The sequence below is a fragment of the Pseudotabrizicola formosa genome (assembly GCF_002900965.1).
GTDB classification, from domain to species: domain Bacteria; phylum Pseudomonadota; class Alphaproteobacteria; order Rhodobacterales; family Rhodobacteraceae; genus Pseudotabrizicola; species Pseudotabrizicola formosa.
The window spans coordinates 1-26,554 of record NZ_PJOM01000001.1 but is presented as its reverse complement, the minus strand read 5'-3'; the positions used below and the strand labels follow the sequence as shown (position 1 = coordinate 26,554).

The 26,554-nt window shown below is 59.7% G+C and carries 26 protein-coding genes; 13 read left to right on the top strand and 13 right to left on the bottom strand.

The window, feature by feature from the left end:
* Positions 1-7: 7 nt before the first annotated feature.
* Positions 8-1,408, top strand: coding sequence for a dihydropyrimidinase (hydA, locus tag CXR43_RS00130; RefSeq protein WP_103332041.1), 1,401 nt, complete (start codon positions 8-10; stop codon positions 1,406-1,408).
* Between the two features lie 73 nt (positions 1,409-1,481).
* Here hydA and CXR43_RS00125 read toward each other — a convergent pair whose 3' ends face one another.
* The 7 genes from CXR43_RS00125 to CXR43_RS00095 all read right to left on the bottom strand — a co-directional run bounded on the left by CXR43_RS00125 (position 1,482) and on the right by CXR43_RS00095 (position 7,782).
* Positions 1,482-2,501 carry a carbohydrate kinase family protein gene (locus tag CXR43_RS00125; protein WP_103332040.1) on the bottom strand — a complete coding sequence of 340 codons (1,020 nt, stop codon included), beginning with the start codon at positions 2,499-2,501 and terminating at the stop codon, positions 1,482-1,484.
* Positions 2,498-3,487, bottom strand: coding sequence for a hypothetical protein (locus CXR43_RS00120; protein ID WP_103332719.1), 990 nt, complete (start codon positions 3,485-3,487; stop codon positions 2,498-2,500). The genes CXR43_RS00125 and CXR43_RS00120 overlap by 4 nt, the downstream gene beginning before the upstream one ends.
* 37 nt (positions 3,488-3,524) lie before the next feature.
* Complete coding sequence (locus CXR43_RS00115) at positions 3,525-4,598, bottom strand: ABC transporter ATP-binding protein (RefSeq protein WP_103332039.1); 1,074 nt, start codon at positions 4,596-4,598, stop codon at positions 3,525-3,527.
* A gap of 26 nt (positions 4,599-4,624) precedes the next feature.
* Positions 4,625-5,464, bottom strand: coding sequence for a carbohydrate ABC transporter permease (locus tag CXR43_RS00110; protein ID WP_168219711.1), 840 nt, complete (start codon positions 5,462-5,464; stop codon positions 4,625-4,627).
* A gap of 20 nt (positions 5,465-5,484) precedes the next feature.
* Positions 5,485-6,411, bottom strand: a complete 927-nt coding sequence (locus CXR43_RS00105; RefSeq protein WP_103332037.1) for a carbohydrate ABC transporter permease — start codon at positions 6,409-6,411, stop codon at positions 5,485-5,487.
* Positions 6,412-6,495: 84 nt separating this feature from the next.
* Positions 6,496-6,834 (bottom strand): type 2 periplasmic-binding domain-containing protein, encoded by a 339-nt coding sequence (locus CXR43_RS00100; protein ID WP_103332036.1) that lies wholly within the window; start codon positions 6,832-6,834, stop codon positions 6,496-6,498.
* A gap of 21 nt (positions 6,835-6,855) precedes the next feature.
* Positions 6,856-7,782 (bottom strand): ABC transporter substrate-binding protein, encoded by a 927-nt coding sequence (locus CXR43_RS00095; RefSeq protein WP_168219710.1) that lies wholly within the window; start codon positions 7,780-7,782, stop codon positions 6,856-6,858.
* Between the two features lie 212 nt (positions 7,783-7,994).
* On the opposite strand from CXR43_RS00095, the gene CXR43_RS00090 reads away from it, so the two are divergent.
* Complete coding sequence (locus CXR43_RS00090) at positions 7,995-8,831, top strand: MurR/RpiR family transcriptional regulator (protein WP_103332034.1); 837 nt, start codon at positions 7,995-7,997, stop codon at positions 8,829-8,831.
* Between the two features lie 45 nt (positions 8,832-8,876).
* Positions 8,877-9,920, top strand: coding sequence for a four-carbon acid sugar kinase family protein (locus CXR43_RS00085; protein ID WP_103332033.1), 1,044 nt, complete (start codon positions 8,877-8,879; stop codon positions 9,918-9,920).
* An 8-nt stretch (positions 9,921-9,928) separates the two neighbouring features.
* On the opposite strand, the gene CXR43_RS00080 is transcribed toward CXR43_RS00085, so the two are convergent.
* Positions 9,929-10,708, bottom strand: coding sequence for a DeoR/GlpR family DNA-binding transcription regulator (locus tag CXR43_RS00080; protein ID WP_103332032.1), 780 nt, complete (start codon positions 10,706-10,708; stop codon positions 9,929-9,931).
* Between the two features lie 169 nt (positions 10,709-10,877).
* Between CXR43_RS00080 and pdxA the strand changes: the two genes are divergently transcribed.
* The 3 genes from pdxA to CXR43_RS00065 all read left to right on the top strand — a co-directional run bounded on the left by pdxA (position 10,878) and on the right by CXR43_RS00065 (position 14,888).
* Entirely contained in the window at positions 10,878-11,921 is a 1,044-nt protein-coding gene (pdxA, locus tag CXR43_RS00075) for a 4-hydroxythreonine-4-phosphate dehydrogenase PdxA (RefSeq protein WP_103332031.1), read from the top strand.
* A gap of 20 nt (positions 11,922-11,941) precedes the next feature.
* A complete protein-coding gene (gene aldA / locus CXR43_RS00070) occupies positions 11,942-13,423 on the top strand; it encodes an aldehyde dehydrogenase (RefSeq protein ID WP_103332030.1) in 1,482 nt (493 codons plus the stop codon).
* Between the two features lie 250 nt (positions 13,424-13,673).
* Positions 13,674-14,888: an MFS transporter gene (locus tag CXR43_RS00065; RefSeq protein ID WP_103332029.1), complete on the top strand. Its 1,215-nt coding sequence runs from the start codon at positions 13,674-13,676 to the stop codon at positions 14,886-14,888.
* 466 nt (positions 14,889-15,354) lie between these two features.
* On the opposite strand, the gene lsrK is transcribed toward CXR43_RS00065, so the two are convergent.
* Both lsrK and CXR43_RS00055 read right to left on the bottom strand, forming a co-directional pair.
* A complete protein-coding gene (gene lsrK, locus CXR43_RS00060) occupies positions 15,355-16,920 on the bottom strand; it encodes an autoinducer-2 kinase (RefSeq protein ID WP_103332028.1) in 1,566 nt (521 codons plus the stop codon).
* A 12-nt stretch (positions 16,921-16,932) separates the two neighbouring features.
* The gene (locus CXR43_RS00055; protein WP_103332027.1) at positions 16,933-18,192 is read right to left on the bottom strand and encodes an LVIVD repeat-containing protein; all 1,260 of its coding nucleotides are present in this window, start codon (positions 18,190-18,192) and stop codon (positions 16,933-16,935) included.
* Positions 18,193-18,374: 182 nt separating this feature from the next.
* Here CXR43_RS00055 and CXR43_RS00050 point away from each other — a divergent pair, with 182 nt between their 5' ends.
* The 7 genes from CXR43_RS00050 to CXR43_RS00020 all read left to right on the top strand — a co-directional run bounded on the left by CXR43_RS00050 (position 18,375) and on the right by CXR43_RS00020 (position 24,553).
* Positions 18,375-19,286, top strand: a complete 912-nt coding sequence (locus CXR43_RS00050; RefSeq protein ID WP_246831235.1) for a sugar-binding transcriptional regulator — start codon at positions 18,375-18,377, stop codon at positions 19,284-19,286.
* Between the two features lie 129 nt (positions 19,287-19,415).
* The gene (locus CXR43_RS00045) at positions 19,416-20,447 is read left to right on the top strand and encodes an ABC transporter permease (protein ID WP_103332026.1); all 1,032 of its coding nucleotides are present in this window, start codon (positions 19,416-19,418) and stop codon (positions 20,445-20,447) included.
* A 52-nt stretch (positions 20,448-20,499) separates the two neighbouring features.
* The gene (locus CXR43_RS00040; RefSeq protein WP_168219709.1) at positions 20,500-21,639 is read left to right on the top strand and encodes a substrate-binding domain-containing protein; all 1,140 of its coding nucleotides are present in this window, start codon (positions 20,500-20,502) and stop codon (positions 21,637-21,639) included.
* A 77-nt stretch (positions 21,640-21,716) separates the two neighbouring features.
* Positions 21,717-22,442: an ATP-binding cassette domain-containing protein gene (locus CXR43_RS00035; RefSeq protein ID WP_103332024.1), complete on the top strand. Its 726-nt coding sequence runs from the start codon at positions 21,717-21,719 to the stop codon at positions 22,440-22,442.
* A gap of 27 nt (positions 22,443-22,469) precedes the next feature.
* On the top strand, positions 22,470-22,961 hold the full coding sequence (locus tag CXR43_RS00030) for an RbsD/FucU domain-containing protein (protein ID WP_103332023.1): 492 nt from the start codon (positions 22,470-22,472) through the stop codon (positions 22,959-22,961).
* A gap of 2 nt (positions 22,962-22,963) precedes the next feature.
* Positions 22,964-23,278 (top strand): antibiotic biosynthesis monooxygenase, encoded by a 315-nt coding sequence (locus CXR43_RS00025; protein ID WP_103332022.1) that lies wholly within the window; start codon positions 22,964-22,966, stop codon positions 23,276-23,278.
* A 9-nt stretch (positions 23,279-23,287) separates the two neighbouring features.
* Positions 23,288-24,553, top strand: a complete 1,266-nt coding sequence (locus CXR43_RS00020) for a class II aldolase/adducin family protein (protein WP_103332021.1) — start codon at positions 23,288-23,290, stop codon at positions 24,551-24,553.
* 76 nt (positions 24,554-24,629) lie between these two features.
* Here CXR43_RS00020 and CXR43_RS00015 read toward each other — a convergent pair whose 3' ends face one another.
* From CXR43_RS00015 to CXR43_RS00005, 3 genes are all read right to left on the bottom strand, one after another.
* On the bottom strand, positions 24,630-25,370 hold the full coding sequence (locus CXR43_RS00015; RefSeq protein WP_103332020.1) for an alpha/beta hydrolase: 741 nt from the start codon (positions 25,368-25,370) through the stop codon (positions 24,630-24,632).
* A 114-nt stretch (positions 25,371-25,484) separates the two neighbouring features.
* Positions 25,485-26,138: a LysR family substrate-binding domain-containing protein gene (locus tag CXR43_RS00010; protein ID WP_168219708.1), complete on the bottom strand. Its 654-nt coding sequence runs from the start codon at positions 26,136-26,138 to the stop codon at positions 25,485-25,487.
* A gap of 63 nt (positions 26,139-26,201) precedes the next feature.
* The coding region (locus CXR43_RS00005; protein WP_146036443.1) for an integrase core domain-containing protein at positions 26,202-26,554 on the bottom strand (353 nt) is incomplete at its 5' end.

Below are 26,554 nucleotides of genomic sequence, written 5' to 3'. Positions count from 1 at the left end.
AGACCGCATGGCATTCGATCTGATCATCCGGGGTGGCACCCTGGCCACCGCCGCCGATGTGTACAAAGCCGACATCGCCATTCGAAACGGACAGATCGTGCAGATCGGTATGGATCTGGGCGAGGCCAAGCGCGTGATCGACGCCAGCGGAAAATATGTCCTGCCGGGCGGCATCGACAGCCATGTGCATATTGCGCAACCCTCGGGCGATGGCATTCAGATGGCGGATGATTTTGCATCCGGCACGCTATCGGCCCTGTTCGGCGGCAACACCATGGTCCTGCCGTTTTGCCTGCCTGCCAAGGGCCAGTCGCTACGCGCTGCGCTGCAGGACTATCACAATCTGGCCGAAGGGGCCTGTTACACCGATGTCAGCTTTCATGTGATCATCCCCGATACGACCGATCAGATCCTGGGGCAGGAAATCCCCGCGCTGGTGGCTGACGGCTATACCTCCTTCAAGGTGTTCATGACCTATGAAGGGTTGCGCCTGAACGACGCGCAGATCCTGGCCACCATGGATGCCGCACAAGGGGCCGGGGCGCTGGTCATGGTCCATTGCGAGAATGAGGATGTGATCCGCTTTCTGGCCGACAGGGCCGAGCGCAATGGTGATCTGGTGCCGGCCGCCCATGCCCGAACCCGCCCGGTGTCGGCAGAGCGCGAAGCCACCCATCGCGCCATGGCCTTGGCGGATGTGGCAGATGTGCCGGTCGTCATCGTTCACGTCTCAAACCGCGAGGCGATGGAGGAAATCTCCCGCGCGCGCGCCCGGGGAAGCCGGGTGGTGGGCGAAACCTGCCCGCAATACCTTGTGCTGACAGCAGATGATCTGGAAGCGATGGACTGGAGCGGGGCAAAATTCGTCTGCTCGCCCCCGCCCAGAACCACGGCCGATCAGGAGGCTTGCTGGGAAGGCATCCGCACGGGCGTGTTCGATCTGGTGTCCTCCGACCATTGTCCCTTTGTCTATGACGACCCGAAGGGAAAGCTGAACCCAAAGGGCCGCACCTCGTTCCGGCATGTGCCGAACGGTATCCCCGGCGTGGAAACCCGCCTGCCGATCCTGTTCTCGGAAGGGGTCTCGAAAGGGCGGATCGACCTTTGCCGCTTTGTGGCGCTGACCGCGACCAATCAAGCGAAAACCTATGGGCTTTACCCCCGGAAGGGCACGATCGCCATCGGCTCGGATGCCGACCTGACGGTCTGGGATCCTGAGGCCGAACGGATCATCCGCCATGCGGACCTGCATGACGGATCAGATTATTCGCCCTATGAAGGCTTTGCCGTCACCGGCTGGCCGGTGACTGTCGTTTTGCGTGGCAAGGTGATGGTCGAGGACGGACAGCTTTGCGGGACACAAGGGGCTGGGGCCTATGTGTCCCGGGGGCTTCCCAAGATCGGCTGACAGGAACGGAGCAAAGGTTTCAGTAGCCGCAAACGCCACGACAGGGCGTCTGCCTTACAGATCGGGTCCGGCCTCAGGCTGCGTTGCGCCATCCCCATTTTTTCGCCAGCGCCAAAGATTCGGCCACCGGCAACACCGCATCTGTTGTGCCAAGACTGCGCAGCGAGACGGCCGCTGCGGCGTGGCCCAGCCTGACGGTTTCTTCCATCGGCCAGTTCTGGTGCAGACCGTAGATGACACCCGCAGCAAAGGCATCGCCCGCCCCGTTTGCGCCGATGACTTTTTCCGGAGGAACGTCAACCGAGGGGATGAACATGGCCTCGCCGCCGCGCGGCAACACAACCGCGCCTTCGGGGAAATGCGCCACCAGCAGTTTCATGCTGCCCATGGCAAGCACCGTCTTTGCCGATGCAATGACCCGGGGGATATCCGCCGCCTCTGCCGCCACCGTCGGATTGCCGGAAATTGCCGCCATCTCGAAATCATTGATGATCAGGTAATCCAGATGCGGCAGGCAGGGCCGAACGATCTTGGCCAGCTTTTCCGGTGCGATGGAACACAGTTCCATATTGGTCTCTATCCCCACCGCCTGCGCGGCGCGCAGCACAGTGACCCAGCCGTTTTCGTCATTGCCCCAGGCACGGTCCATCTGTCGATGAATGCCGGGAAGCCCCAGATGCAGGAAGCGGGCATTGGTTTTGGAGAAATCGAAGTGATCCGGGTTCAGCTCGGCACTCGCACCCTGGAGGTAAATATGTGTACGCCGTCCCGTCCGGTTGGAGGTATAGGCGTCGGTGTAGTTTGTGCGCAGCCCTTCGACCACATGCAGCCGACTCCGCTCGATGCCGTAAGCGTCGGCCTCTGCCAGCAGGATGCGACCATCTTCGTCATTTCCGATCACACCGATGGTTTCGACCGGAATGGAAGAATCGAGCCGTTTGAGATCGATCGCCAGATTGCAGCCCGAACCGCCCCCTTTGACGTCTTCGGACAGGATCTCGACCACCTCATTCTCCAGCGGCCAGAATTCGACAACCTTGTTGTGATCCGCGCACCATGTTCCGGCCGTGAGGACTCCTTGCCGACTGGTCATTTCAGCACCGCCTCGGTCACCTGAACATCATCTTCCAGCGAGCGGTTTGGGTTGATACCCTTTTTCGCAAGCCGGTCGTGGTAGTCACGCACGGCATCTTCCGGGGTTTGCACGCCTTCCACCACCCGGCGCATCGCGGCGACGATTTCGGTGCTGTCTTCGGCAAAATAGATCTTGCGACCGAAGAGCGCGATCCGCGCGCCATATTTCTCGGCCTGCGAAACCAGTTCGAACGTGTCGCGGGTGGTGCCAACACCGCCGCCCAGAATGCCGACGATCAGCTTGCCGGGATCATAGCTGGCAAGTTCCTCCATCGCGCGCGGACCGTTATAGGCGATCTTGAGGAACAGCGGATATTCCTCGCTGGACACACCTGCAAGGCAACGGGCAATTGTGTCGTTGATGTAGTGGCCGATGTCGACGCCGTTGGTGTCGATATCGAAGGCCGGATTGAACACCTCCAGAAAGTGGCGCATCCCAGCGGCGCTGGCCTCATCGCGGAAGGCGGTATAGGCGTTCAGCGTTGCGGCGTCCTGCGCCAGATCGTTGTAGAAGGTCGCCGCATACAGACCAAGATCTGCGACCTTGAGCGCCCGGTCCAGCCGCGCGGTGCGGAAGGGGGCCGCTGGCACCTTGCGGTAACTTGCCCCCCGGTAGGCCCAGATGTCCGACGCATCGTTCAGGCGCACGGCGGGGGTCACGTCACTGCCCTCGAACAGACCTTCGGCGGCCAGTGTTTCAGCTGACGACAGCGAGGTCAGCATCACATCGACCAACCCGGATCGGGTCATCCTGCGCATGTCATCGCGGTAGTCCGACAGAGGGCGGGGCTGGGTGGTTGGCTTGCCGTCGGCCCCCGTGCGAAAGCCTGGCGTAGCCACGCCCATCGACATATCGCCGTCCTTGGCGTCGGCAATCACGAAATCGGCGGGAGTGTAGTTGCCTTCGCGGATACGGGCGAGCTTTGCATCAAGCGGACGTGTCATTCCGGTTCCTCTTTCTTTGTCGTCTTCAAAATTCAGGTCACAGGCGATTGCCGGTGGCGGCATCGAACAGATGCGCGCGGGTTGCGTCGATTTTGGCGGTCGTGCTGTCACCCGCGCGCTGCGCCACACGTTTGGTAGACACCATGCGGACAATCTGGCCTCCCAGATCGGCATGCACATGGGTTTCCCACCCGGCGGGCTCGACCAGCGTCAGTCGGATGGGCAGATCACCCGCCGGATCAAGCTGCAGATGTTCCGGGCGGATGCCGTAGACCACCTTCTGCCCCACAGTGCCCTTTGCCCCAGAGTCCAACGGCAGGCGCATGCCCGCCTCGGTCTGCACACAGCGTCCGTCTGCATCCTGCGCGATGGTGCCGGGGATCAGGTTCATCGCAGGTGAGCCCAGAAATTCCGCCACGAACAGGTTGGCCGGGCGGTCATAGATGGCCAGCGGTTCGCCCACCTGCTCGATCCGGCCGTCATGCATCACCACCACGATATCGGCCATGGTCATGGCCTCGATCTGATCATGGGTCACATAGATCGTCGTGGTCTTCAGGCGTTGATGCAGCGCCTTGATTTCCGCCCGCATCTCGACCCGCAGTTTGGCGTCCAGGTTGGACAACGGCTCGTCGAACAGGAACACTTCCGGCTCTCGTGTCAGGGCGCGGCCCATGGCCACACGCTGGCGCTGCCCGCCTGACAGTTGCGATGGCAAGCGGTCCAGCATGGGCCCGAGTTTCAGGATCGACGCCGCGCGCTTGATCCGGTCGGTGATGAGCTGCAAAGGCGTTTTGCGCATCTTCAGGCCGAAGGACATATTGTCCTCGACGCTCATGTGCGGGTAGAGCGCGTAGGACTGGAACACCATGGCAATGCCGCGGTTCTTGGCATGCACGTTGTTCACCAGGCGCCCGGCGATGTTGATCTCGCCGCTGGTCACGTTTTCCAGCCCGGCCGTCATCCGCAGCAGCGTCGATTTCCCGCAACCTGACGGTCCGACAAGCACGGCAAAGGCACCTTCTGGTATGGTCAGGTCAACGCCGTGCAGGATTTCCAATCCGCCAAAGCTCTTGCGCAGATTGCGATACTCGACATAGCCCTCTGCCATTTTCTGTCCTTCCGATACTTGCGTTGTCATGATTTCACCGCCCCCGATACGATGCTGTCCACGACCTTTCGTTCCAGCAGCAGATAGACCAGCAAGAGCGGCAGCACGGTCAGGATGGTAAAGGCGTTGTAAACCGCGTAATCCTGTATCCCCATGGAATCCTTGAGCATGTAGAGCTGATAGGGCAGCGTTCGCATGTCGGTCTGGTTCACCAGAGCCAGCACGAAGGAAAACTCGTTCCAGGCTTCGCGCAGGCACAGCACGGCCGCCGTCACCACGCCGGGCCAGGCCATCGGCAGCATCACATGGCGCAGGCGGTTCCACATGTTTGCGCCGTCCAGCGTGGCGCTTTCCTCGATCTCTTTTGGGATCGAGCCGAAAAAGCCCACCAGAATCCATGTCGCCAAAGGCACCGCACTGGCGATGTAGGTGATGAACAGCACGGAATAGGTGTTGATCAGGCCCAGATCGCTCATCAGGTCATTCAGCGGCACGATCAGGCTGACGCGCGGAATGATGCGCGGGATCAGATACAAGAGCAGAAGCACATGGCGGAATTTGAACGCGTAGCGGGCAAAGCCATAGGCCGCGAGGATGGCAAGGATCAGCGGCACGATCGTGGCGACAACGGTCACGATGATGCTGTTCATCAGCCATGTACCGAACCCCGGCATGCTGAGCACCTTGCGGTAAGCATCCAGCCGCCAGACCTCGGGCAGCAGGCTTTTGCTCTCATAGATCTCCAGCGGGTCTTTGAAGGACGACAGGATCGCCCAGATGATCGGGGTTGCTGTCCAGATCACCAGAAAGGTCAGGGTCAACCAGATCAGCACCTTGGGGCCAAGGCGCTGGAACAGCAGCGCCATGGGGCCGGACTCTTGCACCCTCATTTGCCTGCCTCCGAATGACGGCGGTCGCCCATCACGAAGATCTTGATGTAGATCAGGCTGAGCACCGTGTTGAACACCAGCAGCACCACCATCAGCACCGCGCCCTGACCGAAGTTCAGTTGCTGGAACGCCAGTTCATACATGTAGATCGACACCAGCTCGGTCGCTTTCAGCGGCCCGCCCGACGTCAGCGCCAGCACGATATCGAAGGTCGAAAAGCTGATGTAAGACACCCAGATCAGGCTGACCCCCAGCATGGGTTTGATCAGCGGCAGGGTGATGCGGAAGAAAATCTGGATCGGGTTTGCCCCGTCGATCGCGGCGGCGTCATACAGATCCTTGTCGATGGTTTGCAACCCGCCGAGCAGGATCAGCGAAGCAAAGGGCACCATGAACCAGCAATTGGCCATGATCGCCACCGCAAAGGCCAGAGTCGGATCGCCCAGCCAGGATTGCGCCGGCAGCCCCAATTGCGCCAGCACCGTGTTCACGAAGCCGCCGCTGGTGGTAAAAATAAAGCGGAACATCACAGCGGTGGCGATGCCGGAAACGAAATAGGGCACAAGGCTGAGGCCACGAAAGAACCGACGCCCGCGCACCACCTTGTAAAGCACCAGCGCAAAGCTCATCGACATGAAGATCCCTAGCACGATGCTGATCACAACAAAGCTCAGCGTGCGGACCATTGCGTCCTGAAACCGGGGGTCGGCAAAGACATCGATGTAATTCTTGAGACCGACGAATGTCTTGTTCATGAACATGTCGGTTTCGTTCAGAGACAAGATGATACCGCCCACAACGGCATAGCCCAGAATGCCCATGACAAAGAGCAGTCCCGGCAGAACAAGAAGATAGGGAACAAACGGTTTCAGGCGGTCGGCACCTGTTGGTCCGTCTTCAACCATGGGCGTGGTATGTGACATACGGGCCTCTGACGTTAAGCGTGGGTGAAAAGGGCGGTACGGATTTCTCCGTACCGCAGTTGCTTGGGAGCAAAAGGGGGTTGGTCAGAGGCCGGCGGCCTTGTTCACCAGTTCCTGGTACTCTTTGGCCAGATCGGCAGCCGAGGTCGTGGTGTCGGCGACAGACCGGTCCCGCAGTTGGGTCAGCACGTCATAGATCTGGATCACCCGTGTCGGGTGGGTCGGCAGGGACACCAGCGATGCGGCCAAGGGGGCGATATCCTGCGCCCATGGCTTTGCCGCCAGATACTCCGGGTCGTTCGAGACCGCCGAATTGGTGGTCGGCTGATACCGGATGGCGACCTGCTTGGCAAAATCCGGTCGCGCCAGATATTCCAGCGCACGGACGACCGCATCATCATCATCCGCCGCCGTGGTCACCACAAAGGGAAAGGCAAAGCCCGACTACACATGCGGTTCGGTCTGGCCCGGGCGGGTCGGCAGACGCTCGAACGTCCACTTACCCTCGGCATAAGGCATGGTCTTTTCGATCTCGACGTAGATATGCTCGCCTTCGTGCATCACACCGGCACGACCACCGACAAAGGCTGCGCGCATCTGGCCGGAATCCCAGCTTGCAGAATCCGGGCTGGCCGATTTATCGCGCATCAGGGTCTGGTAGAATTCGATCCATTCGATGCCGACTTCACTGTCGATCTGCGGCACGCCGTCGATGAATTGCCCGCCCATCGCCAGAAACAGCGGCAGTTCCCAGGTCGGTGCCACGCAGCAGCCGATCAGGCTGAACCCAAGCATGTCGCCGCCGCCTGGAATGGTGCTGACCGCCTTTGCCGCCGCAAGAACCTTGTCTGTGGTCTCCAGCGGCATCGCAATGCCAGCAGCTTCCAGCAGGTCTTTGCGATAGGTTAGGTAAATCGACTGCACAAACAGCGCCACGCCGTAAAGCTTGCCATCGGCACTTGAAGCGCCTTCCCACGCGATGGGAGAAAGCTGGTTGTAGGTGTCGGGAAACTGCTCTTTGAAGGTCTCGATCTGTGCATCGAATTCCTTCAGCATACCGCCCTGCGCAAGCTGGGTGATGTCGCGGGCCTGAATCTGCACGATATCGGGGGCATTGCCGGACCGCGTGGCCAGCACAAGTTGCGCGCTGACATCTTCCAGCCGGATCACTTCGAACTCAACCGCGATATCGGGGTTCTCGGCCTTGAACTGTGCGAACTGATCCTCGGGGATGAACTGATCCCGCCCGAACCAGACCTTGAGCGTGCGCTCCTGCGCCGCCAACTGGCTGGACAGCCCGGAAAGCGCAGTCGTTCCCAGTGCCAGTGCCGCTGTCAGCATGAACGTTGTCGTTCTGCGTCCAAATTTCATTGTAGTCCTCCCTGGTTGCATTTTTCCTGCATTCTCTCTGACCATCAGGGCCAAAGTTCCGTTGCGACACGTCCTCCAAAACGGATCGAAACTCTGCTATCTCTACCCTCCTGACACCAGTAACCCGTAAATTCGCAAACCTGTCAACGATTGAATTTTCATTCTTAAGACGGTATTGGAATTTTTGAACCACCGTTCGAAAGGGCCTCATCTTGGGGAATATTGCCGAAACCGAGACAAACGGGGCCTTTGCCGGCTTGCGAGACCGCATTGCCCGCGCCTATCCGGAGCTTAGTCCGCAGCTGCGGGCCATTGCCGAGTTTTCCATCCAGAACGCCGATACGGTCGCAGTGGAAACCGCGCAGCAGCTTGCCAAGCGAATCGGTGTGCCGCCTTCCAGTATGGTCCGCTTTGCACAGACGCTTGGCTATGCCGGGTTCAACGAGTTGAAGCGCGATTTCCGTGACAATCTGGTGTACCGGATGGGCGAAATCCGCGAGCGTGAGGCGATCAGCGCCCATCCCGCCAGCGGGGCCATTGCCGTTGCCGATGCGCTGATGAGCGAGGCCCGCCGCGATCTGGACCGGTTGTTCAAGGAACTTGACCGTAAACAATTTGACCGCGCGGTGATCGAACTGGTGCGAGCGGATCGCATCCATGTTCTGGCGCAGCAAACCTCATTTGCGCTTGGCTGCATCTTTCACGCCACCGCGCTCAGCCTTGGCACGCCCACCAACATGCTGGATGAGGCGGGTTCCTTTTTCAGTCGTCAAATCGAGCTTCTGGGGATGGAAGACGCCATTCTGGCCATCAGTTTCGCCCCCTATCAGACCTCTGTCGTGCGCGGGGCCAAGCTGCATGCCGCGCGGGGCGGCATTGTGGTCGCGGTGACGGACAATGTGCTCAGCCCGCTGGCAGCCATCGCCAGAGTGACCATTGAAACCCCCCAGCGCAGCCCGATTGCCGCGCATCCGCTGGTGATCGGAACCTGCGTATTGCAGGCCCTTGCCATTGCCGTCAATGAAACCCGACCCAGTGAAAGCCGCTAGGATGTGCCCTGCCGGGACATCTCGGTCTTGCCGTCAGGCCATCGCATGACCTTGGGGCCAAAGGTGATCGTGATTGCAGATGATCTGACCGGCGCGCTGGACAGCTCTGCCGCCTTTGCGGCGCGGGGCATGACGGTCGTCTGTGCAACCTCGACCAACCATCTTGACGCGGCGCTGCGCAGCGGGGCGCAGGTGGTCGCCGTCTCGACCGGATCGCGCGACGGCACGCAAGACGCCGCTGTTGCCCGTGTTTTGCAGGTGCGGGTTGCTTTGATGGGCGACCCTGTGGCCCGGAGTGCGATCGTCTTCAAGAAAATCGACAGCCGGATGAAGGGACACATCGCCGCCGAGCTTCAGGCGCTTTGCATTCCGGGTCAGCCTGTGCTGATCTGCCCGGCCATTCCAAGGCTGGGCCGCTTTGTTGAGGATGGCCATGTCACCGGAATGGGCGTTGAGCGTGCCCTTCCCGTGGCAGAGCGCGCCGGGGTTGCCGCCTCTGCCGTGCTGAATGCTCATACCGAGGCCCAGATTGACGCCGGGCTTGCAGCGGCCTCTGAGGCTGCCTTGCTGGTGGGTGCTGCCGGCTTGGCAGACTCTCTGGCACGGCGGTTAACGGCTGGCGCGCCGCAAGCCGCTCATCAGCGGCTGGCTTCCCCTGCCCTGTTTGCCATCGGATCGCGCGATCCGATCACGCTGGCTCAGCTCACCGGGTTTGATGTTTTCCCGGCACCCGATGGCGCGGTGCCGCCGCCACCGGCGGCGTCAGGGCCTTTGATGATTTTGCAGATGCAACCCGGCCGCTCTGGGACAACGCCCCTTCAGGCAGCGGCCCGATTTGCCACGGGTGTGGCTTTATGGGTCAAAGCCTCACCGCCCGCCACGGTTCTGGCCTGTGGCGGTTCCACCGCCGAAGCTGTTCTGTCTGAACTGGGCATCGGGCTGCTTGAGGTGCGGGGTGAAGTGCTGCCGGGACTGCCGCTTTCGACCGCCCTGACCGGATGGCCCGGGCTTCAGATCATCACCAAATCCGGCGGCTTTGGCGCGCCCGATACCATGTCGCGGCTTATCTCGGGCGCATCTCCGCGCTGATCCGCCCTTTATGGCGCGATATCCACCATCCGCAGGTCAATACCCCGGTCTTTGAGGGCGGCCGTCGCATCCGCGCTGATCCGGCTGTCGGTCAGCACCAGATCCACCGCAGAGGTTTCGCCAAAGGCGCAGAACGCCCGGTTGAAAAACTTGCTGCTGTCCACCAGCAGGATCACCCGGTCTGCCGCTGCCATAAACCGGCGCTTGAGGTCTGCCAGTTCCAGCGACGTATCCGACAGCACCTCTGGCGTGATCGCATGGGTGCCCACAAAGGCGATATCGGCCCGCAGCCGCGCGACAGAATTCACCGCATCCGCCCCCAGCAATGTGGTGGTGCCACTGCGCATGGTCCCGCCTGTGACGCTGGTCTGCACCAGCGCATTCTGTGACAGGCAAGATGCGATCATCACATCATTGGTCATCGCGGTGAAGGGAATGCTCAGCTTGGCTGCGGCCCTCGCCGCCGCTGCGGTCGTGGTTCCGCTGTCAAACAACACCGATTGCCCCGGCTGAATCAGCTGCGCCGCAACGGCACCGATGGCAGCCTTTGCCGCACTTTCGATGGCCGATGCGATGGCAGCTTCAGGCTCAAACGTCGTGGATGCCCGCGCGGTTGAAATCGCGCCGCCATGGGTGCGGGACAAATAGCCTGCCTCATCCAGATAATCGACATCGCGGCGCACCGTGGATATCGAAATGCCCAAGGCTTCCGACAGGTCTTTCAGGGACACCATCTGTTCGGCTCCCAGCACCTCCAGAATCCGGGCTCGTCTTTTTGCTGGTAGCATATGCGCCCTGTTGATCGCTGACTTGTCAGCATACTGGCACAAAACCGCGAAAATGTTCCAGCCTGCTCTCACAGCGTTGCAATGTTCTACCAAAATAGTTCAAGATGTTTCATAAAAGATCAAAATATAACACGAATCGGAGCAAGCTTCGGAAAGGCCGCGTCAAAAGATGCCAAAATCTGTTCTGGCCATCTCGATCGGTGACCCTGCCGGGATCGGCCCCGAAATCGCGCTGAAGGCGTGCCATGCCCTGATGGCCAGGCTGTCTGCACAGGACCTGGCCCTTGTGCTGATTGGCGACGCGGCAACGTTGCAGCGCAGCGCGGCAAGCCTTGGCCTGCCCTGCCCGCCCGTCATCGGGCAGGATGACGTGCGCAGCCTGTCCGGCGCGGCGATCTTGCCGACAGTCCCGCCTGCGCGTCCCATCCTGCCCGGCACCCTATCCGCCGATGCGGGCGATCAGGCCTATCGTGCAGTGGTGCAGGCAACCACGCTTGCCATGACGGGGGCCGCCGATGCCATCGTGACCGGACCCCTGAACAAAGAGGCGCTGCATCTGGCAGGCCATGCCTATGCGGGCCATACCGAACTGCTGGCTGATCTGACTGGCGCAAAAGGCAGCGTGATGATGCTGGCCCATGGGGCGTTTCGCGTGTCCCATGTCACAACACATTGTGCGCTGGAAGATGTGCCCACGCGCGCCACCGCCGCACGCATCCGGCATGTTGTGACCCTGACCCACAGCGCCCTGTGCCGGCTGGGCATTGCCACCCCCCGCATTGCCATAGCCGCGCTGAACCCCCACGCAGGCGAAGGCGGCATCTTCGGGCGACAGGACATCGACGTGACCGAGCCTTTGGTGGCCCAGTTGCGCAGCGAAGGGTTGAACATCACCGGCCCGGTGCCCGGCGATACGGTTTTTGTGAAAATGCGCGGCGGAGCCTTTGATGCCGTGGTCGCGATGTATCACGATCAGGGGCATATTCCGGTCAAGCTGCTTGGCTTTACTGTTGATCCGGCAACTGGCCGCTGGGTCGGGCTCAGTGGGGTGAATGTCACCCTTGGCCTGCCGATCATCCGCACCTCTGTCGATCACGGCACCGCCTTCGACATTGCAGGTCAGGGCATTGCCGAAGCGACCAGCCTGATCGAGGCCATCGACTACGCGCTGGCCCTGGTAAGCAGCAAGGCGGATACCGCCATCACGGACTAAGATCTTTGGGAGGAGACAGGATGCAAAGCGAGGATCACAGCAGCATGTGGATTGGCGGGCACTGGCATAAGGGGGCCGAAGGCACCCGCCCCGTCATCAACCCCGCCACCGGAGAGGTATTTGCCCATGCCCCCGAGGCCAGCGCGGCACAGGCCCTGCAGGCCATTGATGCAGCTCGCGCCGCACAACCCGCCTGGGCGCGGCTGTCACCGCTGCAACGCGGGGTCTTTATGCACAAGATCGCGGGGCTGATCCGAGAACACGCCGAGCCTTTGGCGCAGCTGGTCGTGCGCGAACAAGGCAAACCCATCACCGAGGCGCGGGGTGAAGTGGGGGGCGCTGCCGAGTTCTTCACCTATTTTGCAGAATTTGCCCGCCGCATTCAAGGGGAGATCCTGCCCTCGGACGCGCCCGGCGAACAGATCTGGATTCAGCGGGTGCCGGTGGGTGTCGTCGTCGGCATCATTCCTTGGAATTATCCCGCAGCACTGGTCAGTCGCAAAGTGGCCCCTGCCCTGATTGCCGGGAACACGATTGTTCTGAAGCCCCATGAAGAAACGCCGCTTTCGGCGCTGTACATGGCGCGATTGTTCGAACAGGCGGGCCTGCCTGCAGGGGTGGTGAACATTGTCACCGGCGCGGGCGGCACAGTGGGCGCGGCCCTGACCACGCACTCGGACGTTGATCTTGTGACCATGACCGGCTCTGTGCCAACCGGCAAGCGCATCATGGTCGCTGCTGCCCCGAACCTTGTGCCCGTCTCGCTGGAACTGGGCGGCAAGGCCCCGCTGATCGTGATGGAAGATGCCGATCTCGATCTTGCCGTGGCCTCGGCCGTCACTTCGCGCTTCATGAACTGCGGGCAGGTCTGCATCTGCAACGAACGGATGCTGGTGCATGAAAAGGTCTACGATGCCTTTGTCACCCGCTTCGTACAGGCCACCAAGGCGCTGCGGCTGGGAGACCCGATGCTGGAGACGACAGATCTTGGCCCCAAAGTCTCGCAACCGGAACTGGAGAAGGTGGAGGCCATTCTGGCCGCTGCGCTGAAATCCGGTGCCGAACCGCTGCTGCTGGGCGGCCGGCCCGACACACCGCCGGTGGCCGGGGGTTACTGGATGACACCGACAGTGCTGGGTGGGGTGACTGCCGATATGGCGATCATGCAGGACGAAATCTTTGGCCCCGTTGTTCCGGTGATGAAAGTCTCTGGCTTTGACGAGGCGATGGCCGTGGCAAACGACAGTCGCTATGGCCTCTCCGCCTATCTGTTCACCCAAGATTACCGACGCATCATGCAGGCGGTGGCCGACATCCGCTTTGGCGAGATCTATGTGAACCGCATCGGGCCAGAGGCACTGCAGGGCTATCACACCGGATACCGGAATTCGGGTCCCGGTGGCGATGACGGCATTCACGGACTTGAATCCTATCTGCGCAAGAAATCCGTCTATGTGAACTGGTCCGGCTCCTCGCCCGTGCCGCTGATGCCCTATGCCTGAGGCGTGACGCCTTTTCAGCTCTGATCGGGGTCACGCGCACTGCTCAGGTCTGCGCGTGACCCATCCACCCAGTTGCCCGGCGACATGCCGTTCCCGTCCGGACGACGCCGCACACCGGGTTTCGCCTTGATCTTCCGGTCCGGGACTGATCTTTTCGAACCTGGAGTTTTTCTGGGCCCTTGCGGAAAATGCGTGAAAAGCGCTTCGGAGAACCGTTCAAACGCACGCGTGACTCAGGAGATCTGACTGGATGCCCAGTCCGATTGGCTTTTTACGTCAGAATGCGCCCTGGCTTTTTGCGGGGTTCCTGCTGACGTTTTCGTCCAGCTTCGGCCAGACCTTCTTTATTGCCGTTTTTGCCGGTGACATCCGGGAAGAATTTGGCCTGACCAATGCCGGTTGGGGGGGCATCTATGCGCTTGCCACCATGGCATCCGCTGCGTGCATGGTCTTTGCCGGCGGGTTGACAGACCGGTTCCGCGTGCGATTGATTGGCCCGGTCATCCTGATCGGCTTGGCACTTGCCACAACCCTTGTGTCGCTCTCCACAAGCATTGCCGCACTCACCTGCGCCATCTTTCTGCTGCGGCTGATGGGTCAGGGCATGATGATGCAGACCTCCATGGTCGCCATGTCGCGCTGGTTCGTCGCAACCCGGGGGCGGGCGATTTCGATTGCTGCCCTGGGAGTTTCCCTGGGCGAAGCGGTGCTGCCCCTCGCCTTTGTCGGGCTGATGGGCTGGTTCGAATGGCGCGCACTTTGGATGATCGCCGCGCTCTTTCTGGTGGTTGCGGCACTGGTCATGGTGTTGATCCTGAAATCCGAACGCACCCCGCAGGCCATGGCCCGCGACGATACCTCTGTTGGCATGGGCGGGCGAAGTTGGACCCGGATCGAGGTGTTGCGCCATTGGTTGTTCTGGCTGACGCTGCCCGCGCTACTGGGACCGGCCGCATGGAATACCGCGTTCTTTTTCCGTCAGGTTCATTTCGCAGAAGCCAAGGGCTGGGCGCATTTTGATCTGGTCGCACTGTTTCCGGTTTTCAGCGCAACGGCAGTCACATCCATGCTGCTGACCGGCTGGCTGGTGGACCGGATCGGATCTCCCCGGATTGCGGGGCTTTATCTCATTCCCATGGCCTTCGGCTATCTGTTGATCGCCATCGCCGAAAACCTGTGGCTCGGTGCCGGGGCCCTGGTGCTGCTCGGGGCTTCCGTCGGGGCCAGCTCAACGATGAGCGCAGCCCTGTGGGCAGAGTTTTTCGGCACAGCAAATCTGGGCCGCATCCGCGCGATGACCGGGGCCGTCATGGTACTGGGCTCTGCGCTCGGGCCGGGCATCTGCGGCTGGCTGATCGACCAGGGCATTGACATGCCGCAACAGGCCTTTGGCATGAGCGCCTATTTCGTGATCGCCGCAACTCTTGGGGCCATCGGCGGCCGCCGCGCTGCACGTCACCTTTGAGACACTCCAAGAGCAGACGTCATCCGACTGCAACCAGGCGAGTCTGCAACGTTTTCCAGCATGAAAGTTTCGCGCCGGATCGACAGATGGCGCAGCGGTTGGGGATTAGCACCAAGTCGATCCACACTTGGCAAAAGTAGATTTTGCGATCGGCCAAGGTGATCAAGGAGGTCGATGCCCAAGCGGACGAGATCCGCCGCCTCAAGCGCGACCTTGCCAGGGTGACGGAGTTGAGCGGGACAAGAAAACAGTCCGGCGGACTGTTTTCCCGGCGCATGGGAGCATCCTCAAAAAGGCGATCCCATGCTTCGCCAGGGACTCCCGGTGAGGTATGCTTTCATTGCGGAGTACCGGCTGATCTTTGCGGTCCGCGCCTTAAGAAAGGCTTGCGGCGCTTTGTTGGCAATGAGACAACGCAACAACAGCCACCCCATCTTGCGTGTCACGTCGAAGACCGGATAGCGCATCAAGTTCCAGGGGCCTTCCACAGGGACGTCGTCACACCTTGATCGACCAGAGCTTTTTGTGCGGCATAAGCCTGCATCCAATCGGTGCGTGCGCGTGCATACACAGAGGCGTTGGCGGTGTTTGGCTCGACAATCCGATCGGTTGCGGCAAAACTCCGTCCAGCTTCTGCTAGCGTCGCAAATTGCCCAACCCCACAAGCCGCAGCGGCGGCGCACCCAAGTGCCGTGGCCTCGCGCACTTTGGGAATGGCGACGGGGCGTCCCAGGACATCTGCCAAGATCTGCGACCAGAGCGCCCCTTTTGATGCCCCGCCCGCAAAGACGACCGGACGATCAATGCTGACACCGGCAAAGTCCAACACGCGGTCTAAATTCACAGCCGACACGATAGCAGCATTTTCCTGCAAGGCACGGAACAAGCTGGCTTTGGTGGTGTGGCCGGGGTCGATCGACATGTTCAAGAAGGACGGGGCCGCATGATACCAGCGTCCGAAATCCATAGCGTCGGAAAAAATCGGGATGATTCCGTTCGCGCCGGCTGGCACCTGCGCGGCCATCTGTTCCAGCACGGTATAAGCATCCAGGCCATGAGCGGCGGCATGCGCCTTTTCATCCTGACAAAAGGTATCCCGGAACCAGCGCATCGTCAGGCCAACGAAGAATGAAATGCACTCAGCTTGGTTCAGATTGTTCTGCACATGCGGGTTGATCCGAACGCGCATGGTCGAATCCGTGCGCCCTTGACCGATGTTGATAACCTGCTGCCAGAACGTGCCGCCCAGGACGGCAGCCGCCCCCTCATCGACCAGACCAAGACCCAAGGTTCCAAGTTGTACGTCGCCGCCGCCACAGATGACGGCTGTGCCGACAGTGAGGCCGGTTTCAGCCGCCGCCTTGTACGAGACGCGGCCTACCGCTGTGCCGGGCTCAACCATGGCGGGGAACAGATCAGACGCAAGGCCAGTCCGCGCAATCAACTCGGGCGACCATTGCCGGGTGGAGAGGTCGATCAGGCCGCTTGTGCCACCGTTTGAGGGTTCGGTGACAATTTCACCACACAGTCGGGCCAGAACCCAATCGTTGATCATAGAGACCTTGGCGGCCTTGTCCAAAAGCGCAGGTCGATTGCGGCGCAGCCACTCCAACCGGGGCCAGGCTCCGAGCGCGAAGGTCTGGCCACTCACGGCATAAAAGGCAGCTTCCATGCCGTCATCCTGCCGCTTCAGATCGATTACTTCTTGGACCGCGCGTCCATCGACATTGGCGCATGCCCAAAGTTCCCGTCCATCGCGGTCGTAAAGGACTATGCCTTCGCGCATGCTGGTGGAACTGACAGCTGCAATCTGGTCTGCAGAAATTCCGGCATCTGCAACGGAGGCGCGGATGCAATCCGACAGAATGCGCCAGTTGGCCTGGCAGTCAAACGCCATCGAGCCCTGCACGCCCGGTTCGCTGATATGGGTCCACTCTTGCTGGCCCATCCCCACCTGATTGCCACTTTGATCAAAGATGACTGCACGGCCACTCCCGGTGCCCGCGTCGATTGCCAAAAAGTACCGGGTCATTGATTCTTCCCCTCAGCCATTGAACTCTGCAATGTGCAGCCCCCCCCCACTAAAGTCGGTGAAGTAAATCAATCCCGCTTTGTCGACGAAAACATCGGTGGTGTTGATGACGAGCGGTCGCCCTGGTCGCGGGTCGACGTGACGGGCCGGAGCCTCTGGAACAAAGGCACCAACCTCTTGCGGGGCATAGGCATTGCCAATGTCGTGGACCCGCAGCCCTGCATTTTGCCAGGTTGAGAAGATCAGAGTAGAGCTGACAAAGCTGCCGGGGCGGTTTTCATGCACGTTATGCGGCCCAAAGTGACCGCCAACCGCCAGATAATTTCGGTCAGACGGCTTAGGCAGTGTGGATATGCTGACAGGATTGGTCTTATCGCGGATATCAAACAGCCAGATCGGCTTGTCACCATCTTCGCCATTGTCCAGTACAGCTTCGTCAACCACCACCAAAAGATCACGGTCCGGCAAAGGCAGGCAATTGTGGGTTCCGCCGCCAAAGGGCGGAGCCCAGTTGCGATGTGCCATCAGCTTCGGCTCAGCCTTGTCGGCCACGTCGACAATCACAAGGCAGCCGTCACGCCAGCCGCAATAGGCGACGTCATCGTGCACAATCGGGTGGTGCAGGCTGTAGCGACCGCGTTCGAGCGGCCAGTCCGGCACTTCACCGGCTGCGATGTTCATACCTGGCAACCAGAATTGTCCAATAATTTCAGGTCGTGCTGGATTGGACATGTCGATGGTGACCAGAATGAAGTCGCTGAACCCTTCGATCTGGGCGGATGCGTAAGCCCAGCGTCCACCAACGTACCAGATGCGATGCAGGCCAATGCCATTGACCGGCATAAAGCCGATCTGTCTGGGGGCTGCCGGGTCAGAAAGGTCATACACCGCCATCCCCGCCGAATAATCGCGCTGCTCGGTCGCGACAGACTTGCCCGTATCGCGGGTGTCGGCCTTGTAATAATCAGACTCGTGACGAATGTCGGCGCGGCGGAACTGATCTTGGGCATGGACTACCAACAAAAGGCCGTCGGCTTGCTGAAGATGCAGGGTCCAGGTATTGGCAGGAGCGGGCACATGAAGGACCGTCCGGGGCTTTGCGGGGTCGCGGACATCAAGCACACTAAACCCTTGCGAGAAAATATGCGCCACATAGGCATAGCCATTGGCGACCATGATCTGCGTGCCGTCGCCACGACCTCCTTGATCGCAATGTCCGATCAGGCGCATATTCCGCGTGTATTGTGCTGTTTTCCCGTTTGGCCCTGACATGTCACCCTCTATACTTGCATGGTTCAGTTCGCAGCCGCACCCGGTGACAGCCTGCGCTTGTTCGCTTGCGATGCGACCAAAAGTTTCTATTCTGAACATATGAACAGTGGCCCGATGGTCGGGTCAAGGTTTTTTCACGTGACGCACTGATAAGGTCGAGAGGCAACTGCTTGGATCACCCCTTGATAGATGATGATGAAGCCCTGATGGCGCGGGCAGCCTGGTATTATTACAATGACGGCCAGACGCAGCAGGAAATCGGTGAGCGCCTTGGGATTCCGCGCATCAAGGTGTCACGCCTGCTGGAGATGGGACGGCGGACAGGCCTGCTAGAATTGCGGATAAACTCTGCCTTGCAGGGCTGCCTGAACCTTGAACGCCTCATTGAGGAGCAGTTCGATATCGCCGAGGTTCGTGTGATTCCGCGACTGGATGGTGTGCGGGTCAGCGAAAGGTTGGGACAGGCGGCGGCGCAATATCTGATGCGACATCTCCCGGAAAACAGCCTGCTGGCGGTGGGCTGGGGCGAAATGGTGGGGGCAGCAATTCATCGATTGGGCCACCTGGCCACTGATCGTCGCGTGGATCTGGTGAGCCTGACCGGTGGAGTCCAGGCCTATGCAGATGGACTTCGAATCGTCGGTGGTGCGCAAAAGTTCTACCTCGTGCCCGCCCCTCTCATTGTTGAAAGCGGGGAAATTGCGTCCGCGCTGCGCAACGAAACCAGTGTGCGGAGCATTCTGGACATGTCGATGCAAGCCAATTTTGCCCTGGTGGGCATCGGCGGGCTGACGCCAGAAGCGACAGTCATCAGGCATGGCTATGTGCATCCCAACGAAGTGGAATCGATGCGTCGACGCGGTGTGGTAGGAGACGTCCTATGCCGATTCATCGACTCGGATGGAGCAGAGGTTGACCTTCCACTCCACCGCAGAGTGGTTGGGGTACCGTTATCCGATTTGCGCAGGGGCCCAAAGGTGATTGCTGCTGCAGCTGGCTCAGAAAAGGTACAGGCCATTCGCGCAGCCCTGCGGGGGGGATTTATCAACATCTTCATCACGGATGAAGAAACAGCCCCTGCGCTGCTGCACTAACCTCTGATTTTCATCCCTCGGGCCAGCTTTCGGAGCTGGCCGTTTTCTTTTCAAGTTCCGCTTGACAGAAAATGTGCAGATCTGTTCATATGATCGTTATACAAACATTTGAACACTGCAGGAGACGAGATGACGCCCGCGACCGACAACATGTCATCGGCCGATGAACGCCGCGCTGCACTATTGGGGGAAACGGGATGGCGCGCGCGAATGCCACCGCTTCTCGGCCCGACCCAGGTTCCGCTTGCTGCCCCTCTTGTCATGCTGGCGATCATTGCGGTCGGCATGGTGTTGGCTGCGCCGAACTTCTTTGCAGTGGGGAACTTGCGGGCGATCGCACTGGACGCGTCGCTGATCATGCTCTTGGGAATAGGTATGACGGCCGTGATCACCGCACGTGGGATTGATCTGTCGATTGGTGCCATTCTGACGCTGTCGAGTGTGGCCTTCGCCGCAGCGCTTAAGGATTTCGGTCTGCCACTTTGGGTATCGGTCCTTGTTGGCCTGACAGTTGGCGCCTTGTGCGGGCTGTTTAATGGGCTGCTCATCACCCGGCTGAGGATGCCCGATTTCATTGTGACGTTGTCGTCTGAACTCGTGTTTCGCGGTCTGGCGCTGGTCTACGCCGGCGGCGGCGTGTTCTTCGGGTTTCCCGAGGTCATCACCTTCCTGGGTCGGGGGCGTGTAATAGGCGTCCCGATGCCTCTGATCATTGCGCTGACGCTTGTCGTGGTGGCGCATTGCATCTTTGCCTATCACCGTATCGGCATGCGACTCCATGCAGTTGGCGGCAACCCGACAGCGGCCAAGCGCCTTGGCATCAGCGTCACCGGCTACCGCGTAGGGGTCTATGTTTTCATGGGCATTATCGCGGCGATTGGCGGCATCATCCTGACCGGGCGGCTGGATGCAGTCGTGGCGTCGGGAGCCGTAACCATCCTGCTGAACACAGTTGCGGCCGTGATTGTCGGAGGCACCCACCTGTTCGGCGGGCGAGGGTCCATCATCGGTACGTTACTTGGGGCATGGCTTTTGGCCACCATCACCAACGCCGTCGTAATGCTGGGCTTTGAAGCGTTCTGGCAGCACGTCGCCGCCGGTGCGGTGATCCTGATCACCATCGCGCTCTATTCCCGCAGAAACACCCGCGCCGAAGAATGAGCGTAGGACCAAATAAAACGGATGCACTGAACCACAAATGGGAGGAAATACCATGACCGGAAAGATGTCTCTGAAAAGCCTACTGTTGTCAGGCCTGCTGATTTCGAGCCTTGCACACCATGTGACTGCACAAACGGTGCCGGACGCAGCCAAAGAGCGGGGGTACCTGCTGTTGCCCGAACTACACGAAATGCTGCCAGCCGAACGCGATGCGATGACCGAGTTCATGGCACGTGTGCAGGCCGCGGCTGTCCCATCAGACAAGACTTATGAGGCACCGCTGAAAATAGCGCTCATGTTTCCAAGTCTGGAAACGTCGGATGCTTGGGCGCGGTTGAACCTTTCGATCCGGGCACGGATGGAAGAAATGGGCGTCCCCTTCGAAATCGTGGAATACATGTTCAAGCCCGATGAACATGACCGGCAGGGCGCGCAGGTTGAACAGATTCTCGCCGGGGATTTTGACTACGTCGTGATTGGTCCAACCGAGTACCAAGTACAAAAGTCCAATATTGCCCGCTTGTCCGCAGAGGTTCCGACCCTGGTGATGAACGTCGTCAACCCGTTTGTTGATCTGCTGGGCACGGAAAATCAACCGATCACCCATGTCGGATTTGACCACACGATCGGTGCCGAGGAACTCTGCCGCTGGACGATTGCGGAAACCGGCGGGGAGGGAAAGATTGCCCTCTTGCGGTACATCCCTGGCTTGATTGACTCACAGCGGTCTGACCATTTTGCGAAATGCGTCGAAGATAACTCCAACATGGAAATCGTCGATCATTTTGAGGCGAATGGTGACCGTGAGCTGTCGTTTTCCGGGGCCAATGCGCTGCTCAGCCGCCATCCCGACATCAAGATGCTGCATGCAGCAAGCACTGCCATCGCGCTTGGAGCGCTGGCGGCCGCGACAGAACGCGGAGTTCTGGATGATGTGATCATCAACGGATGGGGCGGTGGCGCGGATGAGCTGAAATCCATCATGGATGGCGGCCTGAAGGTCACCGCGTTTCGCGTGAATGACGACTGGGGCACTGCCGTTGCCGAAGCAATCCGCGCCCATGCAGAAGAACAGCCGGTGCCGGTCGTTCTGGCCGCAACGATCAAGGCGCTGGATTACAAGCTGACACCGGATGAGATCACCGCCGAGACCGATTACGCGTTCCGCTATTCTGGCAAGCTCGACCGCTGATCCTGCAGGTCCGGGGCCCTCGGCCCCGGATCACTCCCGGCCCAGATGTGGGCCTTTCACAAAAATGAGGCAAGTCGATGAGCGTGGTTCTGAGCGGCATTGCGAAATCCTACGGCGCGGTCAAGGCGATTGAAGACATAGATCTGACCGTTGAGGCCGGCGAGGTCGTGGGTGTTCTTGGTGACAACGGGGCGGGCAAATCTACCCTGATGAAAATTCTTGCCGGGGCCACCGCCCCCGATGCCGGTACAATCATGGTAGACGGCGAAACCTACAGTTTTACCAGTTCCAGTGCGGCCCGGGATGCCGGCATCGCAATGCTTTATCAGGATCTGGCGCTGTGTGATGACATGTCGGTCGTGCACAACATCTTTCTGGGGCGCGAAATCACCAATCGGTTTGGCTTTCTGCGCTATGGTGCCATGCGCAAGCGTGCGCAGGAAATTGTGAACAGCTTTTCGGTGCGCCCCTTTGATGTGCGAACGCCGTCAGGCCATCTGTCGGGGGGGCAGCGGCAAGTTTCGGCGCTGGCACGCACAACCGCTTTTGGCAGCCGCTACATTATTCTCGACGAGCCGACCTCGGCCCTGTCGCCCTCGGCACGGGATGAGGTGCTGGCCATCGTACGTGACTTGGCTGATCAGGGCATCGGCATCATCATGGTCAGCCATGACCTTGGCCATGTGCGCAAGGTATGCGACCGCGTCGCCATTCTGCATCTGGGCCGGATGGCAGGCATTCGCAACATGGCGGACACCACTCAGGACGAAATCATCTCACTCATCGTTCAGGGTCACGCCTGAACCTACTTCTACACGAAAGGACCGACCATGCGTCGCAAAGGTATTCTGAACGTCAAACTCAGCCGCGCCATTTCTGAAATGGGCCATGATGACATCATGCTTGTCGTCGATGCCGGCTTTCCGATGGTCTATGATGACCGCGTCATAGACCTTGCCCTCTGCCCCGGCGTGCCGGATCTGCGCACTGTGCTGAGTGCGATCCGCCAAGATATGTGGGTTGAGGCATTCTACATGATCGAGGAAGCGAAGGCCAACAATCCAAACGCCTGGGGCACAACCAATGACGTCTTCCCCGACGCTCTGCCCGACACACGCCCAAACAGCTGGTTTCACGAAGAGGGCTACCACGGTGCCAAATATATCGTGCGCACCGGCGGCTGGATGCCTTGGGGCAATGTCGCGCTGATCTCAGGCATTCCGGTCAAGGAATGGTTTGACAACACGGGCGGCGACGTGCCCGACAGCTGGACGGAACGCCATACCTTGAATGTCAAGCACGGCATGAAGGGGGTCAAGTAAACATGTTTGTGCAATTGGTTCATATTCGGGTCAAACCCGACAAGATCGACGCCTTTCTCGACGCCTTCCGGATCAATTACGATGGGACAACACAAGAGCCTGGAAACCTCAGGTTTGATGTGCTGCAGGATCGGGAAGAGCCGACGCACTTCACCATCGTAGAGGTATTTCGCTCGGCCGAGTCCGTGGATGACCACCGCAACACGGACCATTACCGCCAGACCGTTGCATTGCTGGACGACATTATGGAAGGGCCGCGAAGCAAAGACCTTTATCATCTGCGGATGTCCGACCTGATCACTCAATCGGCGCATTAAGGAAAAGCCATGCAGTCACGTTGGAAAGATGCAGACGCGGCCCGCTATCGTGCTGCGGCGGGATCCGATCCGGCAGATCTTGATCTGGCGGATCGGGTGTATACCTCGCGGCTGATCGGGGGCGACCCTGATCTTGTCTTGCACGGGGGCGGAAACACCTCGGTCAAAACGATCCGACTCTGGCCGGATGGATCACGTCGCCCAACGCTTCATGTCAAGGGGAGCGGTTGGGATCTGGCCACGATAGAAGGGCCGGGTCTGCCTGCCCTTGACCTTGAGGCCCTGCAATCTGCGCGCAACATGCCGCCAATGTCGGATGAGGAGATGGTCGCATTTCTGCGGGCCAACCTTCTGGACCCGACCGCGCCGAACCCGTCGCTAGAAACCCTGCTCCACGCCTTCCTGCCTGCCAAGTTTGTGGATCACTCCCATGCCTCGGCGGTGTTGGCGCTGGCCAATCAGCCCGATGCTGCCCAAATCGGATCTGATATTTACGGCAAGCGGGTTGCCGTCGTTGACTATGTGATGCCTGGCTATGATCTTTCCATAGAAGCGGCCCGGATTTTTGACAGTTCTCCAGATTGCGAAGGGCTCTGGCTGGTCAATCATGGCCTGTTCACCTTTGGTGACACAGCAGAGCAATCCTATGCACGGATGATCGAGTTCGCCACCATGGCAGAGCGTTTCCTTGAAGATCATAAGGCTGCACTCGACCCAGAGCCAGGGGCAGAGCAGACACCACCTGATGCGGCGACAGAATTCACGACGAGTCTGCAAGAGGCCATCGCTCAAACACATCATGGATGGGCGAAAGTGGTGTTTGATTTTCGCACATCACGATTGATCCGCGCCATTCTTGACCAACCTCAAAATGTGCAGGCGCTGCAACGCGGTACCGTCACACCTGACCATGTGATCCGGCTCAAGCCATTTCCGCTGGTGTTGCAGTGCGATGCTACGGTGGCTGACATTGGGAACGCCTTGAAGGATTTCTCCACCCGCTACCATCAATACTTTGAACAGGGCGCATCTCAGGCTGCAGAACCAAAGATCATGCTCGACCCGCTTCCCCGGCTGGTTCTTGTGCCGGGCTTGGGTATATTCGGTATCGGAAAGTCCGCTGGCGACGCCAAGATCGTGGCGGATTTGGCAATGCAGATGGTGCGTGTGGTTGCAGCAGCGGAACGCTATGGCCGCTTTGAACCACTTCATCCTCTGCGGCTGTTCGAAATGGAATATTGGTCGCTTGAGCAGGCAAAGCTTAAAAGTGGTTAATAGTTAACAGATCGTTGCGTTTTGTATGACGGGGGGCAGGTGAACAGGCCGGCTCAAGAAAGGTTGAGCCGCTCCATCACTGGGTAATGAAATCTGAGCACTGCATCACGATCTGGTCCCGGTCATTGTCGAGTGTCGCCACGTGATAGGATTGGTCAAGCCAGTGCAAGCGCACGTTCGACGAGCCGACGTCTCGGACAATGCGAGATCCATTCTCTGGCGCAACAACATGGTCTTCGCGGGATTGAAACACAAGAATGGGCTGCTTTAGATCAGGTAGCATGATGCCTGTCGCGCATGTCAGGACGAACCGCTCGCGCATGTTTGCCAGCGGAATACGGTCGTAACATGTCTCACGTCGTGTCGGATGCTTGATGTCGGACCCAATGCCACAATGAAATCCGCTCTCGTCGGAAGCAAACAATCCTTGCGCCTGATCTGGCCTGTAAATGCCGGTTGATCCGTTGATGCTGATGACGCGGTCCACAACCTCTGGGAACCTGATGGCAAGATTGAGTGCGATCATTCCCCCAAGCGACAAGCCCGCTATAACCACCACATCGCATTCCGCGCGCACACGATTGAGCGCCTCTTGCGCCGACCCAAGCCAGTCGTGATACCCGGTCTGCGCCAGCGCTTCCGGCGTCTCTCCATGGCCTGCAAGCAGCGGCACACTGACGGTTGCGCCGGTCGCGGCATGAATCCGACGGCCCACATAGGCGACACTTTGCGGTGTGCTTGTGAAACCATGCAGCAAGACGAGGCCGATACGCGATCCGTGAAGATAGCATGGCTTCGGATCGGTATCGTAGTCCATCACACGCTCATTGCCGTCAATCGTTGATATTGCGGCATAAAGCGTAAGAATGTGAGGAAGCTCAAATAGGGTTGTGCGATCAGCTGATCACAAAATTGGATCACGTGTTTGGCGCTATTGAGTGAAGCTCTCCCGGAAAGCCCGCAGCAGCTTGGCATCCACCACATTGCTCCACGCTATCGCGATGGTCAGTTGTGGTGCCCAGATCGGCACCGGCAGGATCTTGAGCGCGGCGGGCAAGCTGTCCGCTGCACTGATCGGGAAAAACGTCAGCCCACGTCCCTCGGCGACACGCTGAAATATCACCTGCACATCCCAAGCCTCATCCACAATGGTCGGCCTCAGGCCTGGTGCAAGAAAGGCCTCATCCAGAAGCGCGCGAAAGGATCGCCAGTTTTCCCGGACGCCAAGCACAAAATTTGCCTCGCGAAGATCGTCGAGAGACACCTCGCTGGCCGAGCGTGGAACGACGACACCGATCTGTGTGGACCATACCGGGCTTTGGGTGACCTCTGGGTCCTGCACACTGGCATGTGACAGAAGAAAGCCGATGTCGATTTCGCCAGTCTTGAGTTTGCGCATCATGGCATCCGTTGACATGACATGCATCTCGACCTGGCAGCCAGGGTGGCGCTTGTCAAACTTGTCCAAGCCGGCGGAGATTTGAGATGAGGTTGCAAGGGCTGAATACGCCACAATGATGTGGCCGCGCGCACCAAGGTCATTCTGGCGGGAAGCGCGGATGGTTCGTTCGAACGTCGCGAGCACCAGCCGTGCGTCTTCGAGAAAAACCTGTCCAGCTTCGGTTATTTCTGACGTTGCCCCCGACTTTTATCCATGGTGAGCGAGACTCCGGGTTTGAGTTTTGCCCCTTTGGGCGGGTTGGGCAACGGGGGCTGGCGCGGAGCTTTGTGGATTGCGCAGCGTCAGGCCCCGTTGCGGGGTGAAGGTCAGGGCGAACTCGGCAGGCGTCTGCCAGCGGAGTCGCGAGTGGGGGCGTTCGGTGTTGTAGTCGGTGCGCCAGGCGGCAAGCGTGACGCGGGCATGGTGCAGAGATGGGAACAGGGTCTCGTTCAGGAGCTCGTCGCGCAGGCGGCCGTTGAAGCTTTCGATGAAGGCATTCTGGGTCGGCTTGCCTGGCGCGATGTAATGCCAGTCAAACTTGCGATCATCCACGAACTTCA